22 protein-coding genes are annotated in these 14,926 nt (G+C 70.1%); all 22 read right to left on the reverse strand.

Translation table 11 applies throughout. The features are described 5' to 3' along the window. Positions 1-18: 18 nt before the first annotated feature. The 22 genes from Drose_RS06340 to Drose_RS06445 all read right to left on the reverse strand — a co-directional run bounded on the left by Drose_RS06340 (position 19) and on the right by Drose_RS06445 (position 14,861). The gene (locus Drose_RS06340) at positions 19-330 is read right to left on the reverse strand and encodes a hypothetical protein (RefSeq protein ID WP_260727244.1); all 312 of its coding nucleotides are present in this window, start codon (positions 328-330) and stop codon (positions 19-21) included. Next, positions 327-578 carry a hypothetical protein gene (locus tag Drose_RS06345; protein WP_260727245.1) on the reverse strand — a complete coding sequence of 84 codons (252 nt, stop codon included), beginning with the start codon at positions 576-578 and terminating at the stop codon, positions 327-329. Before Drose_RS06345 ends, Drose_RS06340 begins: the two co-directional genes overlap by 4 nt. Further along, positions 545-850: a hypothetical protein gene (locus Drose_RS06350; protein ID WP_260727246.1), complete on the reverse strand. Its 306-nt coding sequence runs from the start codon at positions 848-850 to the stop codon at positions 545-547. The genes Drose_RS06345 and Drose_RS06350 overlap by 34 nt, the downstream gene beginning before the upstream one ends. Then, positions 847-1,125, reverse strand: a complete 279-nt coding sequence (locus tag Drose_RS06355; RefSeq protein ID WP_260727247.1) for a DUF7352 domain-containing protein — start codon at positions 1,123-1,125, stop codon at positions 847-849. Before Drose_RS06355 ends, Drose_RS06350 begins: the two co-directional genes overlap by 4 nt. Then, complete coding sequence (locus tag Drose_RS06360; protein WP_260727248.1) at positions 1,122-1,400, reverse strand: hypothetical protein; 279 nt, start codon at positions 1,398-1,400, stop codon at positions 1,122-1,124. The genes Drose_RS06355 and Drose_RS06360 overlap by 4 nt, the downstream gene beginning before the upstream one ends. Then, complete coding sequence (locus Drose_RS06365) at positions 1,397-1,663, reverse strand: hypothetical protein (protein WP_260727249.1); 267 nt, start codon at positions 1,661-1,663, stop codon at positions 1,397-1,399. The genes Drose_RS06360 and Drose_RS06365 overlap by 4 nt, the downstream gene beginning before the upstream one ends. Next, entirely contained in the window at positions 1,660-2,142 is a 483-nt protein-coding gene (locus Drose_RS06370; RefSeq protein WP_260727250.1) for a Fic family protein, read from the reverse strand. Before Drose_RS06370 ends, Drose_RS06365 begins: the two co-directional genes overlap by 4 nt. After that, positions 2,139-2,477 carry a hypothetical protein gene (locus tag Drose_RS06375; RefSeq protein ID WP_260727251.1) on the reverse strand — a complete coding sequence of 113 codons (339 nt, stop codon included), beginning with the start codon at positions 2,475-2,477 and terminating at the stop codon, positions 2,139-2,141. Before Drose_RS06375 ends, Drose_RS06370 begins: the two co-directional genes overlap by 4 nt. Further along, on the reverse strand, positions 2,470-2,964 hold the full coding sequence (locus Drose_RS06380; RefSeq protein WP_260727252.1) for a hypothetical protein: 495 nt from the start codon (positions 2,962-2,964) through the stop codon (positions 2,470-2,472). Before Drose_RS06380 ends, Drose_RS06375 begins: the two co-directional genes overlap by 8 nt. 340 nt (positions 2,965-3,304) lie before the next feature. Then, positions 3,305-3,658, reverse strand: coding sequence for a hypothetical protein (locus Drose_RS06385; protein ID WP_260727253.1), 354 nt, complete (start codon positions 3,656-3,658; stop codon positions 3,305-3,307). Beyond that, a complete protein-coding gene (locus tag Drose_RS06390) occupies positions 3,655-4,623 on the reverse strand; it encodes a hypothetical protein (protein WP_260727254.1) in 969 nt (322 codons plus the stop codon). The genes Drose_RS06385 and Drose_RS06390 overlap by 4 nt, the downstream gene beginning before the upstream one ends. Further along, on the reverse strand, positions 4,624-4,812 hold the full coding sequence (locus tag Drose_RS06395) for a DUF397 domain-containing protein (RefSeq protein ID WP_260727255.1): 189 nt from the start codon (positions 4,810-4,812) through the stop codon (positions 4,624-4,626). Beyond that, positions 4,812-5,000 carry a hypothetical protein gene (locus Drose_RS06400; protein WP_260727256.1) on the reverse strand — a complete coding sequence of 63 codons (189 nt, stop codon included), beginning with the start codon at positions 4,998-5,000 and terminating at the stop codon, positions 4,812-4,814. The genes Drose_RS06395 and Drose_RS06400 overlap by 1 nt, the downstream gene beginning before the upstream one ends. Then, positions 4,997-5,200 carry a hypothetical protein gene (locus Drose_RS06405; protein WP_260727257.1) on the reverse strand — a complete coding sequence of 68 codons (204 nt, stop codon included), beginning with the start codon at positions 5,198-5,200 and terminating at the stop codon, positions 4,997-4,999. The genes Drose_RS06400 and Drose_RS06405 overlap by 4 nt, the downstream gene beginning before the upstream one ends. Continuing rightward, complete coding sequence (locus Drose_RS06410; protein ID WP_260727258.1) at positions 5,190-5,429, reverse strand: hypothetical protein; 240 nt, start codon at positions 5,427-5,429, stop codon at positions 5,190-5,192. Before Drose_RS06410 ends, Drose_RS06405 begins: the two co-directional genes overlap by 11 nt. 136 nt (positions 5,430-5,565) lie before the next feature. Continuing rightward, positions 5,566-6,336 carry a type 1 periplasmic-binding domain-containing protein gene (locus Drose_RS06415; protein ID WP_260727259.1) on the reverse strand — a complete coding sequence of 257 codons (771 nt, stop codon included), beginning with the start codon at positions 6,334-6,336 and terminating at the stop codon, positions 5,566-5,568. Next, on the reverse strand, positions 6,329-6,931 hold the full coding sequence (locus Drose_RS06420; RefSeq protein WP_260727260.1) for a hypothetical protein: 603 nt from the start codon (positions 6,929-6,931) through the stop codon (positions 6,329-6,331). The genes Drose_RS06415 and Drose_RS06420 overlap by 8 nt, the downstream gene beginning before the upstream one ends. Next, entirely contained in the window at positions 6,928-7,260 is a 333-nt protein-coding gene (locus Drose_RS06425; RefSeq protein ID WP_260727261.1) for a hypothetical protein, read from the reverse strand. Before Drose_RS06425 ends, Drose_RS06420 begins: the two co-directional genes overlap by 4 nt. Then, positions 7,257-8,498 (reverse strand): ATP-dependent DNA helicase, encoded by a 1,242-nt coding sequence (locus Drose_RS06430; protein WP_260727262.1) that lies wholly within the window; start codon positions 8,496-8,498, stop codon positions 7,257-7,259. Before Drose_RS06430 ends, Drose_RS06425 begins: the two co-directional genes overlap by 4 nt. 416 nt (positions 8,499-8,914) lie before the next feature. Beyond that, positions 8,915-10,804, reverse strand: a complete 1,890-nt coding sequence (locus Drose_RS06435; protein ID WP_260727263.1) for a DNA primase family protein — start codon at positions 10,802-10,804, stop codon at positions 8,915-8,917. After that, a complete protein-coding gene (locus tag Drose_RS06440) occupies positions 10,801-11,259 on the reverse strand; it encodes a hypothetical protein (protein WP_260727264.1) in 459 nt (152 codons plus the stop codon). Before Drose_RS06440 ends, Drose_RS06435 begins: the two co-directional genes overlap by 4 nt. Next, positions 11,256-14,861: a DNA methyltransferase gene (locus Drose_RS06445; protein ID WP_260727265.1), complete on the reverse strand. Its 3,606-nt coding sequence runs from the start codon at positions 14,859-14,861 to the stop codon at positions 11,256-11,258. Before Drose_RS06445 ends, Drose_RS06440 begins: the two co-directional genes overlap by 4 nt. Positions 14,862-14,926: the final 65 nt, after the last annotated feature.

The raw sequence follows: 14,926 nt of genomic DNA on the forward strand, positions 1-14,926 counted from the left end.
GGCTCTCCTCGGCAGGTGTCAGAGACCGGCGACGATGGGGCCGTCGTCGGGGCGGATGTGCCGCCAGCACACCCACTGCTCGGCGTGATGGCAGTCGGCGGTCGTCAGCGCCGGGTTGGACGTGCACGGGATCGGCTCGGGCGCGTCCGGCCCGCCGGTTTCGAGCACCGCATATACGACCTCGGCGGCGTTCAGCGGCTGCCCGCAGCGGGGCACGGCGCACGGGTCGCCGGGGCGCGGCATGCTGCCGTGGTCGGCGGGTGTGGTCGACGCCCACGCGTTGAGCAGCGGGTACGTCTTCGTGTGCGTGCGGGTGATCGTTCGGATCACTGCGCACGCTCCGCGCGGAGCCGGGCCAGTGCGGCCGCGTAAATCTCGTCCCGCCGGGCGGCGAGGGCCGTGATTTCGTCGTCGCCGACCGGCTCGGCAAGGTGACCGTATTGGCGATGCCAGTCGAGCCACGCCTGGAGCTCCGCCTTGTCGCGCGCCGTCACCATGCTTGCAGCAGTCACGCCGACGAGCTGACACACCCGCTCAGCGGCTTTCAGGCGCTGCTCCAGGTCTTCGATGCTGACCATGTCGACCCTCCTCGGTCGCTGTTGGGTTCGTTGTCGCTGGTCAGGGCAGCGAGTTCGGCCTCAGCGGCACGTCTCTCGTCGTCGGTGAGGTCGCCGCGGCGCAGCCACTGCTCGGCCAGGAGGATCTGCTCCCAGCGGGGCAGGGTCTCGTCGATCTGCGGCAGGACAGCGAGCGGCGTCCGGGCGCACAACGCGTCGCGGCGGTGCCTGCTGGGCTCGCAGCCGTCGTCCTCGGTGACGGTGCCGTCCGGCAGGTGGATCAGCGTGGTCACGGCATTCGCTCCATCAGGTGCCAGACGAGCGCGCCGCCGGGGACGATCGCGGTCCCGACGTGCTGGACGGGTTCGGTGACCGGCTGGCCGGTGCCGTACACCCGCAGCGTGCGGGTGACCGCCGTCTCCGGCTTGGCGTCGGAGTGCAGCGTCCACACCTCGACGACATGCGGGTCGCGGGTGGCGACGTGCACGATCGGCCCGGGTAGCGGCACGTCGTGCCAGGCGTCGTCGACGGGGATCGTGTGGCGCAGCACGAAGCTTGCTGCGGTCACGGCGTCACCACCGGCTCGTATGCGGCGACGAACTGCTCGTCGGTCATGCGCACGTACCCGCCGCCCGGGTGGGTGACGACCCAGTCGCTTTCGCGGACGAGCACCCACGTCGAGTGCGGCGCAGCCAGCAGTTGTGCGGTCGCGTCGGGGTCGTCGTCGCTGGGCTCGTCAAGCCGCCAGAAGTCGGGGCACAGCTCACGGACGTGGGCATCGTTGTCGCCGAGCCACTGCCGGCCACGGACATGGGTATGACGAGATGCGTAGGTGTCGTTCACGGTTTGATCTCCTCTCGGGGAATCGGTCGGGGTTGGGCAGCCTCGTGCCCGGCGGCCCAGCCGCGGAGACGGGCGGCCTGAATGAGCGCGAGCAGCCACGCGGCGAACAGTGGCCCGCGGACGAGACCAACCGCGACGAGCAGCCGTTCGTCGGTTGCGGCACTGCTGGCGGTCCGGGCGGCCACCCACAGGGCGAACCCGACCGCGAACGCGACAAGCCACCGGCGGGCGGTCCGCTCCGCTGCGGCTGCCCGGGGTGTCACCGGGGCTCCTGGGCTTGGAGAGCGGCCACCTCGCGCCGCGGGTCCTCCCACAGGTTCGGCACGTGCACCGGCCTCGGTAGAGTGTCGCGCAGCCAGTTGTAGAGCAGGGTGCCGGTGCGCCCGTTGCCGTCGCGGAACGGGTGAATCTCCTCGTACTGCCGGAACCACTCGGTGGCCTCGGCCTCGGAGCTGACAGGCTGCCGCTCCAACAGATCGTCAAGTGCGGCAGGCACGAGATCGTGATGCATCTTGACGTCCCAGCCGACCCGGACGCCGGCCTTGCGGAACCCGCCGCGGTTCTTGCGGGGTTCGACGAGCCGGCCGAGGGCGAGCACATCCCGGACCGTGATCGGCTTGAAGCGGTGCCGGTGGGCGTACCGCCACGCGTCGACCATGTCGGCGACGGACACCTCGCCGGACTGCTGCCACGAGCATTCCTCGGCGCAGTAGCGGACAACCTGGGCCGTGACGATGCTCAACAGGTCACCTCCTCAGGCAGCCAGAACCGGGCCGCCGCCTCCACGGCCGTAGTCAGGATTTGCAGGGTCGTGGTCGCGGTGAGGTAGTCGCGGTGCCCGCACAGGTTCGGGCCGCATCGGGCGACGTGCTCGGCGAGGTTCCGGCCGGCGGAGGCGTACGCGGTGAGCAGCGCCCGGTCGCGGGCGATCAGCCGGGCCATGAACTGCCGGTGGCGGCAGTCACAGCCGAACGGGCCACCGGACAGCAGGAGAGCGCAGCCGCCGAAATGCCCGCCCTCGTAGAGTTGCTCGGCGCGGTCGAGGGCCTCGGCCAGCCGGGCGGCAAGATCAGTCATGGTGGCCTCCGTGATCGATGCCGAGTTCCAGGGCGATGGCGGCCAGCACCTCGGACGGCGGGATCAGGTCAACGTCGGTCAGGCGCCCGTCGACAGCGTCGGCCTGGTGTGCGACGCACAACTCGACGACGGCGCGCAGGGCGGCGAACACCTTCGGCGGATCGTCACGCAGCCCGTACCAGGCCGGGTCGCAGCGGGTCAGGACGCGTTCGTGCAGGCGCCGCCGGTCGCGGGGGAGCGGTTCGGCGGCCGCCGGGGCCTCGGCGTCGGGTCGGTTCGCGGCGTGCCACCGGTCCGGGCAGCCGCCGGCGGCGCCGGCGTCGAGGATGGTCCGACAGGCTGGACAGCCGAACGGCTGCTCCTCGTACGGTCCGAGCCGGTGGTGGCACAGGCAGATGCACGCCTGGTCGTCGCAGCCGTCGAGGCCGTTCGCGCACCGCATCGACGTATAGCCCCACAGGCCAACCGAGGTGTGAACGTCAGCCACGGGCACCTCCGGGCAGTTCGACGTTCTGCCCCCAGCCGCAGCGCAGGCACCACACCGTCGCGGTGTGTGAGTGCACACCGCGCGGGCCTCCGCGACCCGCCCCGCAGCGGGGGCACTCGCGGATATCCCACTGGTCGCGGATCGGCTCAGCCACGGTCGCTCCCCTTGGGCTGCTCGGCGGCCCTCTCCATCACCAGGCCCTCATTGACCGCCCACCGTTGATAGACCCGCCGTACACGGTGCGCCGGGCAGCCCTCGACTGCTCGCGGTGTCGGATCCGGCGGGTCGAACACGTCGGCCGGGTCGCAGATGCACCGGAACTGGTCCGGGTGTGGCTGGCTCACCGTGCACCGTCCTCGGGCTGCTCGGGCTCGCGGATAATCGCTCGTGCGACGATGAGTGCCGCCGTGCGCTCCCTGACGCGTGGGGCAGTCTCTGGCTCGGTCTCTTCGTCGATGGCCACCGCAAAGAGCCACCCAGCGATGGCCACGGCGACGGGCGGATGCATGGTCGCGATGTACTCGGCGTCGAGCCACGGCACGTTGTCTGCCACGAGACGGGCGCCGGGGAACGTGTGAACGTTGCACGGCCGCATCGGGTCTACGGCGTTGCCGATGTGCCACGGGCCGTGCTGGGCGTCCTTCGCACGCTGATATAGATGGGAGGCCGCGCGGCGCAGCAGGTCGGCGGTCATCGGGCATCACCCTGGGCGGCTGCCTTGGCTGCGCAGTCGGCGCACCCCGCCTGCGGGCCTCCGAGCTCATGGGCATGCAAGCGGGGGTCGGGGGCGACGTCGACGACCGGGGCGGGCTCGGGCTGCTCGACGGAACTGGTCTCCCGCCAGAGCCATGTCGCGTCGTCCCATGTGCGACCTGACGGCGTTACCGTCTCCAACTCGACGTGGACTCGCCCTGCCGAGAACCTCCACAGCTCGGCGATGCCACGCTCTTCGGCGAGGCGTGCGAAGCAGGATGGGCAGACAATGCCGTCGAAGGCCTCCTCGCCGTTGATCGAGCCGCCCCGCATGACCGCGTTCCACAGCGGGGACGGTGCAGACCATGCGATGTTCGGGCCGCCGCAGCGGTGGCAGATCGCTTCCGGGTGCTCGGGCTGCTCGGCGGGCCAGGTGATCTCTCCCAGCCCGAATAGGGCGTGGTCCGTGAGGTCGTCCAGCGAGACACGGTCGGCCTCCACCGGCTCGGGCTGCTCGGCGGGCTCCCGCGTGCCGACGAACGGCTTCCACCGCAGCACGGTGTACGGCCGCTGCAACGAGACCATGACGCGGGCGCCGAGGTCATCGAGGTGGTACCAGCGGCCGTGGGCCAACTCCAGTTCGTGGTAGCCGTCGCCGAGGTCGCGTGGTTCGGCACCGTATGCGTCCCCAGCAGCTTGGCCTTCGCCGAGTTCTTGATCTTCTGTTGGGATACCGAGCTGCTCGGCGATGACCCGCATCTCCTCGCACGGGGCGTTGACCGCCGGACCACACGCCTTGCAGATGAAGTGACCGCCCGGGTCCTTGCAGCCCTGCCAGCGGCACGGCACCGGCTTGTGGCGCTCTACGACAGCCCGAAGAGCGTCGAGGGCTCGTGGTGGTTTGTCCGCCAGTCCCCACCAGGCCGGTTCGCAGCGGTTGAGTAGACGCGTGTGAAGGTCGGCCATCTACGCCACCGCCTCGAGGCCGTCACGCTTCACGGCAGCAACGAAAGCCGTCCACGCCTCCACGTCGAACGCTGTCTTCTCGCCGCCGTCCTTGGTGTCGTCGACCGTGACCTTGTCGGTGAGCGTCACCTGGACGCAGGCGGAGGAGGCGCATCGGGTGGAGATGTGGGGCTGGTTGGGTGTGAGCATCAGGACTCCTTGAGCTTGCAGTGGTGGGGGGCGAGGCGGTGCTGCTCGCAGGTGGCCCGGTCGCAGTGCAGGCACAGGTACCGGGCGCCCGCGTCGAGGCAGCCGCAGCCGAGCCGGACCGGTTGGGGCTCGCGGTAGCCGAGCAGCGCGTCGAGCCAGGCGGTGAGGCGGTGGATCAGGGCGGTCACCGGGGCCTCCCGATCACGCAGGCGCTGCCGTCGAGATGCCCCGGGTGCGCCGCCTCCGCACAGCCCCGGCAGCACATGTCGCCCGGCGGCTCGCAGAACCGGTTGTGCATATCGCAGCACGGCAGGACGACCGGCGGGGCCGCGTCGACGGTGGCGGCGACACGGCGCAGGTCGGATTCGAGGGCGTCGTCACTCGACATCCGCAGCCCTCCCCACCGGGTACGGCCCGGTTGTCGTCTTCGTCAGCCGCACCAGCATCTGAACGAGGTGCCCGGTGCCGGACTGTCGGGCGTCGACGAGGACGTGGTCGGCGACGCCGACGGCGTCGAGCTCGCGGACGAAGTCGCGCAGCGCCGACACATCCAGCCGTTCGCCGACGATCGACTCGATGAGCAGTTCGCTGTTAACGGTATGGGTCACTGTCGCCATCAGCACGCCTCCTCGGCGCTCAGAGCCTCTGAGAGGCATCGGGGGTCGCTGCGGTATTCACCGAGGGGTTTCGGGGCTCCAGGGCGGGCCACGCGGCCCTCGTTTGCGGCATCCCGTCGCGGTGAGGTCCCGGCCATCACGCCGCGACCCCGTCGATCTGCTTCGGCTGCGCCCCGGCGAGCACGGCGATCTTCGCGACCATCCGCGCCCGGAACAGCTCCGGCAGCCGGCCCGGGTCCGGCGTCTCCGCCGCCAGCGCCGCACACTCCGCCATCAGCTCGTCCAGCACCCGCTGCAGGTTCGTCGCGAACTTCGACGCCAGCGCATCCCTGGCTGTCTCCAGCCCGATCCGCACGATCTCCACGCCCAACTTCGCGTACTGCGCCTGCACCCGGTCGAACTGCTCCAGCAGCGCGTTCGGCCCAGCCTTCGACTTCCGCTCGAACTCGGCCGCCGAACCCGTCCGCAGCGGCACGCCGTCCTCACCGTCCTCCCCGTCCGGGCTCCGGCGGTCAACCTCGGACTCGACACCCCAGAACAGCGACTCCTCCGGCAGTTCGTTCACCCGCTGCTCCAGCCAGGCGACCTGCCCGGCGTAGCGGTGGTACTGCTCCAGGACCCCCTCAAGCGGGTGCACGGTCCGGGGCACCGAGTAGCGGCCGGCGAGGTCGGCGATCTGGGCGCGTTCGGCGGCGATCTTGTGGGAGGGCAGGTTCCCGCCGTGCCTTTCGCAAGATCCCCTTCCGAGGTGGTCGGTGCCCTGACCTGCCGTCCACGTGCAGAAACCCTCCTCCCGACGCTTCTTCGCCCCACACAGCGGACGACCCTCCGGCCAGCGCCGCGACCGCTCGCCGACGTACCGATCCCCACCTTCCGCGCGGCCGGCGCCATCTCCCACCTCAGGCACGGCCGCCGCCGAGGTCCAACTGCCCGGCCCGTTCGGCACGCCTCGCCCGCTGACGCTCGTGCTGGTCCCGCATCAACGCCAGCGCGGACCGCTGGTGCTCGGTGAGGCCCGGCCGCACCCCGAGCGCCGGCGCGTCCGTCGTCGGCTGCTGCGCCAGCCACCGGTCCACGGCCTCACCGGCGGCACGCCAGTACTCGATCTCGGCCCGCACGTCGTCGGGCATCGGCTCGCCCGGCCACGGCCACTCACACGGGTCGACAGCGTCGACGGTGTGCCCGACGACCTTCGCGGCGAGGTTGTAGACGACGGGCTGCCCGCAGGTGCCGCACGTGCCGTGGTTGACGGGGACGTTCGCCGCCCAGTGACGAACGGTCGGGCGGTCGGCGAGGACGGCCTGTTCGGCGTCGGTGCGCTGCCGGGCCACCCGATGCTCGGGTGCTTCGCCGCGCCGACCGGGCGTCCACCCGCACGGCAGCGGTTCGGCGGGGCCGTCGATGAGCATGCCGTGCTCGCGGAGCAGGCGCCGGTACTCGGCGCCGTCGCCGCTGGACTGCTGCCACAGCTCGGCGGGAGACGGGGTGCGTTCGGCGGTCACCGGGCCACCTCCCGGGTCGGCGCGGTCTGGGCCCGGACGCCGGGGCAGTCTTCGGCGCGATGGGACTGCCGGATCGTCTTCGTGTGGCCGTGCTGTTCGCAGGCCGGCGGGTGGGCGCGGTCGACGAGCCCGCAGGGCGCCTTCGGGCAGGGGCAGTTGTTTTCGAGGGTGGTGCCGGTCCAGGACCGGCCGACGTGGTAGGCGCCGGGGTTCGGTGTTTCGGCGGGGAAATGCGGATCGGGCATCGGGTCTCCTTGTCGTGGGTCGGTGACGGGCTGGCCGGTGAGGATGCGGTCAGCGACGGCGGCGTAGTGTTCCTCGGCGCTCATGCGGCGGCCCTCACCGGCTGCCGGGAGCGTTGGATCATGCGGCGGGGGTCGAGGATCAGGCAGGTCTTCTCGGCCCTGGTCGCGGCCGTGTACCGCCAGGACGCGGCGGCCTGCCGGAACACGGACGCCTCGTCGACGACGGCGACCCGCGGCCACTGGGAGCCTTGCGCGGAGTGGCAGGTGATGGCCTGCGCGAACGTGGCGGCGATCAGCCCCGAGTCGCGGTCGCGTTTCGCTTCGTCCTGGCCTTGCTGGCCGTGGAAGCCGCGGCCGTCGACGGGCCAGGGCAGCACGGTGCCGTCGTCGGTGCGGACGGTGAGCGCCCAGTCGCCGTCGTCGCCCTCAAACGCGTCGATGACGGTGGCTTGCTGGCCGTTGACGACGTTGTGGTCGGGGTCGTTGCGCAGGACCATGATCCGGTCGCCGGGTTCGGGGCGGCCGGGTTCGCGGCCGGCGGCGTCACGGAGGTGTTCGATGATCTGCCAGCGGGTGTGGTTGCGGCCGACGATGACCTGGTCGTAGTCCTTCAGGTCGGCGGGTGTCCAGGTGTTGCGGGTTTGTCCGGCGGTGCCGTTCCAGCGTGGCGCGGGCCGGTTGTTGCGCAGCGCGGTGGCGAGGTCGATGAGCGGTGCGGTGTCGCCGAAGCGGTGGATGGTGGTGAGCAGCGCGTCGGGGTCGCCGGCCTGCCAGTGGGCGTGTCCGGCGACGGGCGGGAGCTGGTGGGGGTCGCCGAGGGCGAGGACGGGGATGCCGAAGGAGAGCAGGTCGGTGAAGATCCGGTCGTCGACCATGGAGGCTTCGTCGAGGACGAGGAGGTTCGGCTTCCGGCCGCCGAACGCCTTGCCCGGTTCGCGGAGGGTCCAGATGGGTTGGGCACGGACTTTGGCGATCGCCTGCTCGAGCTTCTCTCGCTCGGTGGTCTGCCACAGCGGGGTGGCGTCGAGTGCGGCTTGAAGGGCGCGGATCTGCTGGGTGCGTTCTCCGGCGGGGGCGTAGATCGCGGAGTGGATGGTGCCGGCGTCGGCGCAGCCTTTCGACCGGAGGACGGCGGCGGCTTTTCCGGTGGGGGCGATGTACGTGGTGGAGCCGGGGGCGAGCTTGTCGGCGATCTGGCGGACGGTGGAGGTCTTGCCGGTTCCGGCGGCGCCTTCGAGGCGGAAGTAGAGCCGGCGGCGGGCGGTGTACCAGTGGACGGCGCGGTCGACGGCGGCGTGCTGGTCGGGGGAGAGGGGTGTCACGGGCGCTCCTTGAGCGTGATGGACGCAAGTTTGGGCCCAGGTAGACGGTGTCGGGGGCCGTGTCAGGCGGTGTCCGGGGCCGTGTCCGGACGTGTCAGGCCCGTGTCTGGCCGTGTCCGGCCCGTGTCCGGCGACGTTTTCGCAGGTCGCGCGCTGTTTTGGCCTGGCGTCCGGGACGCCGGCACCTATTACGCACCTGGCGTATACGCCACGAAAAAACATATAAACGGACAGTGACAACCGGTAACGCTCTGTTGAACGTTTTTTTCTGGTCCTTGTCACTTCACCGCTCAGAAGGGAGAAACGCCCGGACACCATGACACCGCAGGTCAGAGCGTCCGGACACGGGCCGGACACGGCCGGACACGGGCTCGGTGTCCGGGCGGTGTCCGGACACGGCACCCACCGCGGCGGGTTCACGGTCGCTCCCCGAGGCAGTTGATCGCATGGGATTGGGTGTCGTACTCGAAGCCGCACGTGCCGCAGGTGGGCACTTCGTCGATCAGGGCCGGCTGGTGTCCGGTGTCCGGCCGGTCCGCCTCGGCGTCGTCGCCTTCCTCCTGACCCAGACGCAACCCCTGCACGTAGTAGGGGCGCGGCTCGCCGCGCTTCCCGGGCCGAATGACCCGGACCTTGCCGTGATGCGCCGACCGCAGGTTCGCGCCGAACGTCTCCTTCGGGGTGACATGCTGCCGGCCCTCCCGCGTGGACCACCGCGTGAACTCCAGGTACAGCGTGTCCAGCAGCACCCGGTCGTCCTCGCCGAGCGTGCACATGTCCTCGACGAACGCGTACTCCGGCGACGCCGCCCGCCGGACCTGCTCACTGACCTCGGTGCCGCACGCCGGCTCCACGAACCGGCCGCGGGCATTGAGCGTCCGCAGCCCGTCGATGGCCCAGTTGAAGATCCCGGGCAGTTCGGCGAGGAGCTTGTCAGTCAGGTCCGGGTCTTCCCGGCCGACGAACGACTGCTCGAACACGAGCTGGATCATGCGGATCGCGAGGGCGCCTGACGCGTCGGAGAACTTGGGCGGGTCGTTCGACATGACCAGGAAGCGCAGGCCGAGCGTGCCGTGCCACGCGACGCGGTTCTTCCGATGCACGTCGTGGGCATCCTCGCCGGTGATGGCGAGGAAGATGTCGATCGCTTCCGCGGCGGCCTGCGTGTGCCACCGGACGTCGCCGAGGATGGCGAGGGTTTTGCCGATGAAGCTTTCCTCGCCGAACTGCCCGGCCATGTTGCGCAGGGTGGGGGCGACCACGTTGGCCTCGCCGAGGAGCGCCTTCAGGACGCGGGCGACGGTGCCCTTGCCGCATCGGGGCGGTCCGACGAGCGAGGCCAGTTTTTGCAGGTCGGTACGCCCGGACAGGCTGTAGCCGAACCACTCGCGGAGGAACTGCTGGCCCTGCTGCTCGGGCGGCACCCCCTCGATGTTCGGCAGCACCTGGTCCAGGAACTGCAGCCACAGGGGGCAGGTGGCGTCGGGGTCGTACGCGTAGGGCAGGGAGATGAGGTTGAACCGGCGGGGGTTGTGGGGGAGCAGTTCGCGGGTGGCGAGGTCGTAGACGCCGTTGGTGCAGGCGATGACGTGTTCGGCTTCGTCTTCGGCGGCGCGCTGGATGAGGGCGGTGCCGAGCGCGTCGACGACCTTGTTGACCTTGTCGCGGTCGGGCTGCCACGCCACGATGCCGCGGACTTCACCGGCGTCGTATTCGGCGTGTTCGGTCGCCCGGTAGATCCACTTCCGGACGGACGAAACGGGTTCGACGACCCACCGGGTGCTGTCCCACCGGTAGAAGTCGTCGCGCCACCATGCCCGGTGCGGGTGTCCGGCGGTCCGGGGCTCTTTGTCCATGAGGGCCCGGGCGACGGCGAGCGGGTTCGCGGGCGACGGCATGATGACGCCCTGGGCGATCGCCGCGTCGAGCCGGGCGGCGTGCCCTGCCGCGCGTTCGGCGGCTTCCCGGGCTTCCTGCTCCTTCTTGCGCCGGTCGGTGACCTGCTTGACGATGGCATCGAATTCGCCGACCGACAGATGCCCGTGGCCTTTGAGCAGGTCACGCCAGTCGCCGAGAACAGCCTGTTCGGCTCCGGTCTCGGCGACGAGCTTGGCGATCTGCCGGGCGCGGCTCCGGGCGGCGTTCTCGTTGGGGCTGAACGCCGCCAGTTCCTCGGCGGCCTGCTCGGGGGTGGGCGGTCCTTCGCCGGGGGCGGCGAGCGCGGCCGCTGCGGCGGGCCGGTCGACGCTGGTCGCGTCGCTGCCGGCCCGCTGGAGGGCCTCGAGCTGCTCCTCGAAGGACGTCACGCGGCGGCCTCCCGCCGGATGGTGTCGCCGTCCCGCGGCACGTGGGTGGTGGTGTCCCACCTGCGCCGGGTGGCGGCGGCGTCGAGGGCCCGTAGGTGCCGGTCCCGGATCTCGGGCCAGGGGAGTGCCTGGACTTCCCGCCAGGCGGCGGCGCGGGCTCCGGTGCTGGCGCCGGCCCACGCGAACCGCAGGCCGGGCATGAGCTCGCCGGCGAGGCTCTCCCGGCCCCGCCAGTAGGCGGCCTCGATGTCGCGCTGGGCGGAGGTGAGCCCGGCGGTGTAGCCGACGGCGAGGGCTTCGGCTTCGCGGCGGGTGCGGGCGGTCCAGGGCCCGCCGACGGTGGGGACGGTCGGCCAGTCTGGCGGGTCGCCGGTGATGTGCCGCCGGACGACGACCCGCCGGGCCCGGCGGAGGCGCCGGCCTCCACCGAGCCTGGTCGCGATCGCGGTCGTCATGCCGCGTCCAGGTCCATCAGGTCGAACAGCGTCGGTGCCGACAGCTCCCGCTCCTGCGCTCGCAGGTAGCCGACTCCGTCGCGGAAGTAGCCGCTGTTGAGCTCGACCGCCCGGCCCTTCCGCCCAAGCTTCATCGCCCGGACCGGCACCGTGAACAGCCCACCGAACGGGTCGAAGACCAGCTCACCGGGGTTCGAGTAGCGGTTGATGAGCCGGTCGACGATGTCGAACTGCAGGGGGCAGACGTGCATCGCCTGCGCCCGCCGGGACTGCTCCGTGTTGAGGGTGACCATCCGGTTGACGTCGTGCCACACGTCGGGGTGGTGCGAGCCGGGCGCCAGCGACATGAACGTCGCTGGCAGGGCGCCCTTTCGCTCGAGCTCCTCGCCGGTGGCGATGTGGTGCTCGTAGTTGTACACCTCGCGCAGCGTCTGCTCGGTGAACAGCCGCGACATCTGGTCGGCCGGCAGTGCGGCGAGCTCCTCCGGTGTGAGCGGCCGGTTCCCGGACGAGCGCCAGAACGCGTGTGCGTCGACCTGCCACCGGGCCCGGGTGTAGTTGGCCTTGTCCTTGACAACCGGGACGTCGGCGTATCCCTTGCTGCGGTCGGTCTGCGGCTTGTGGAACAGCAGGATGTACTCGGGGGAACCGGCCCCCATCTTGGTGCCGTCTTTGCACTGTTCGGACCAGCCGAGCCGGTACGTCTGGTTGTTCTCCCGCACGACGTCGGTGACGACGGTGATCATGCCCATGTAGTCGAAGCCGTGCCGCCGCGCGTGGAAGATCGCCTCGGCGTGGAACGGTGACACCGTGGGGATGCCGGCGCCGGTGACGTTGCCGAACAGGATGCGGTCTTTCACGTGGCAGGCGTAGATCCGGCCCGGTCGCAGGACGCGCAGCAGGTTGGGCGTCAGGTGGTCCATCTGCGCCCAAAAGTGATCGTTGTCGTCGGTGTGACCGAAGTCGTTGTACGACGGCGTGTACTCGTAGTGGTTCGCGAACGGGATCGACGTGACGATCAGGTCGACGGAGTTGTCGTCCATGCCCTGCGTCTCGAGCACGCAGTCGTTGTTCGCGACGAGCCACCCGTCGCCGGATTCCTCGACGCGGGTGACACCGATGGACCTGGTGAGGGCTTCGGTGACGCCTGCGGCGTCGAGTCCGTGCCGCCGGATGACCTGCGTCATCTTCGAGGTCAGCTCTTCGTGCTGGACCCATTTCTCCTGCAGGGTCCGCACGACCTCCCGCTCCGACTCGGCGTAGATGATATCGATCCGCACCGGGTGCTCCTGCTGGAACCTCTGAATCCGGTGGATGGCCTGATACCAGTCGTTGAATGAGAACCCGACCCCGACGAAGATCGCCCGGTGGCAATGTCGCTGGAAGTTGCACCCACTCCCGCTGAGCTCGGGCTTACTGGCTAGAAGGCGGATCTTGCCGTCGCTGAAGTCGATGATCCGCTGCTCGCGGACGTCGAGGTCGAGCGAGCCGTACACCTCGGCCGCCTCGGGCAGCGCCCGCTTGATCGCGCGACGCTCGTCCTCCAGGTCGTGCCACAGGATGAAGTGCTCGTCGGGCGCCTCGGCGACGAGCTCGGCCATTTTCGCGACCCGGGCGTCGAGGGTGTCGCGCTTCTCCTTCGCCGCGCCGGTGACACCGAGCGGGTCGCCGCCCTTGAACAGGCGGATCTGCCCGTCGCGGTCGGTGCCGGCGTCGGAGTGGTCGACGGGGATCTCGTGGTAGACGACCTCGATCGGCGGCAGGATGTATCCGTCGTCGGGGAAGTTCAGGTCGGACGGCTTCTGCAGGAAGATTGCCCATGTGTTCAGCCACAGGTAGAACTCGGCCTCTTTGTGGCTGTAAAGCCGCAGGTTGTTCGCCTTGGTGGAGTCCCGCTGGAACCACCTGGTGAGCGCCTGTCCTGAGTCCATGACACCGAGGAACCCGGCGTAGTGGATGAGCTCCTTGTACCGGTTCGGGCTCGGTGTGGCCGTGGCGACGAACCGGTACTTCACCTGGTCGAACAGGGTGAGGAACGTCTGGTACGTCTTGGACCCGAACGACCGCAGCACGGAGGCCTCGTCGAGGCTGGCCGCGTCGAACAGGTTCGGGTCGAGCCGGCCGTCGCGGACGGACTCGTAGTTGGTGAGGTAGATGCCGGGCCCGTCGACCTCTTCGGAGCGGCGGACGAACCGGGTGGTGATGCCGAGCATGGCGGCGTCTCGAGCGAACTCCTGGCGGACACCGAGGGGGCAGACGATGAGGGCGCGGTCGCCGTCGCTGGCGAGGATGAGCCGCAGCGTCTCCAGTTGCATGAGCGTGTTGTGAGTGACCACGTAGTCGCGCGTGACGTACATCTGCGACGGGTGCTCGACGGAGATGCAGACGGCCTCGGCCTCGGCTGCGGGAACGATCGACGTGATCTTGCGCAGTGGTGCGTAGTACCGATCGCGGCAGCGGTCAACCTTGCGCGGCAGCAGGAACGGCACGATGCCGTTCGGCAGGCGCAACGTGAGCGTGTAGTGCTCGCGGCCGTGCCGGCGCTCACCTCCGTGGGTGTACGTCGGGATCTTCGTCGAACAACGCGCGGTGCCGCCGAGGGACTGCACCAGGGCCGTCACGCCGTCCGCGAGAGCTGGCGAGGATGAGCCGAACTGGATGGTGCCGTCCTTCCCGACGAACCCGTCGGTGTCCATCAGGCCGCGCAGCAGGTCGAGGCGCTGGGCGACGCTGCCGGTCATGTACTCGACCGGGATGAACTTCTGGTGGGCGAGGCAGCCCTGCAACGTCCAGTGCTTGAGCGCGTTGAGGAAGGGGTTGGTCTTGTTCCAGTTGGTGTGACCGTCAACGACGAGGCGGTAGCTCGACACCTTCCGGTCGGGGTTGAACTGGCTGATCCGCATGCCTTGCGGCAGCCGGCTCTTGACCTCGGCCGCGATTTCGGGGTCGACCGAGGTGAACGACGGTCCACCCGGGTAGCGGAACGTTCCATCGCCGAGCAGGACGCCGAGGATGTACGGGTCAATGGCGAGATTCGCGGCCGGGTGCTCGACGGGCTGGACGACCGGCACTCGCCAACGCTGACGACCGCACGGTTCAGTCAGGCCGCTCTCCATGAGCTGGCGGGCGGTGAGCGTGCGCCAGGGCCGCTCGTTGAAGACGTCCGAGTCCGACGCGACGGTCCAGAGGTGGTCTTCGTCGCAGCGGACCTCGGCGCCGTCGGTGAAGGTGACGGTCACGATGCGGCGGCGACCCTGGGGGAAGACGCCGCGGACGCGCGTCGAACGGCCATCGACTGAGATGACCTCGTCACCGACGCCGATTTCACCGATGGGGCGCCAGCCCCGCGGGGCCAGGACCGGCTCGTCGACAGGTTGGGCCTTGCCGAGCCCGAACGAGGCGAAGATGGCGCGCCGGCCACCACTGACCGCCCATTTGACGATGGCGGCCTGGTGGGGCTTGAGCAGGGGGTTGATGTCGGCGGGGTTGATGTCGAAGCCGTACGCCTGGTCGAAGTCGACCTTGTCGTGGAGGAACTTGAGATAGGGGTCCGCCGTCGCGTCAGTGTCGGTGATGAGGGTCAGGTCGTGCAGTGTGGTCATGGGGTGCTCCCGCTGGTCGGCGGGCTGGACCTGTATCGACTGGGCAAAGAGGTCAATCGATGCCT

It is taken from the genome of Dactylosporangium roseum, from assembly GCF_025264685.1.
Lineage (GTDB): Bacteria > Actinomycetota > Actinomycetes > Mycobacteriales > Micromonosporaceae > Dactylosporangium > Dactylosporangium roseum.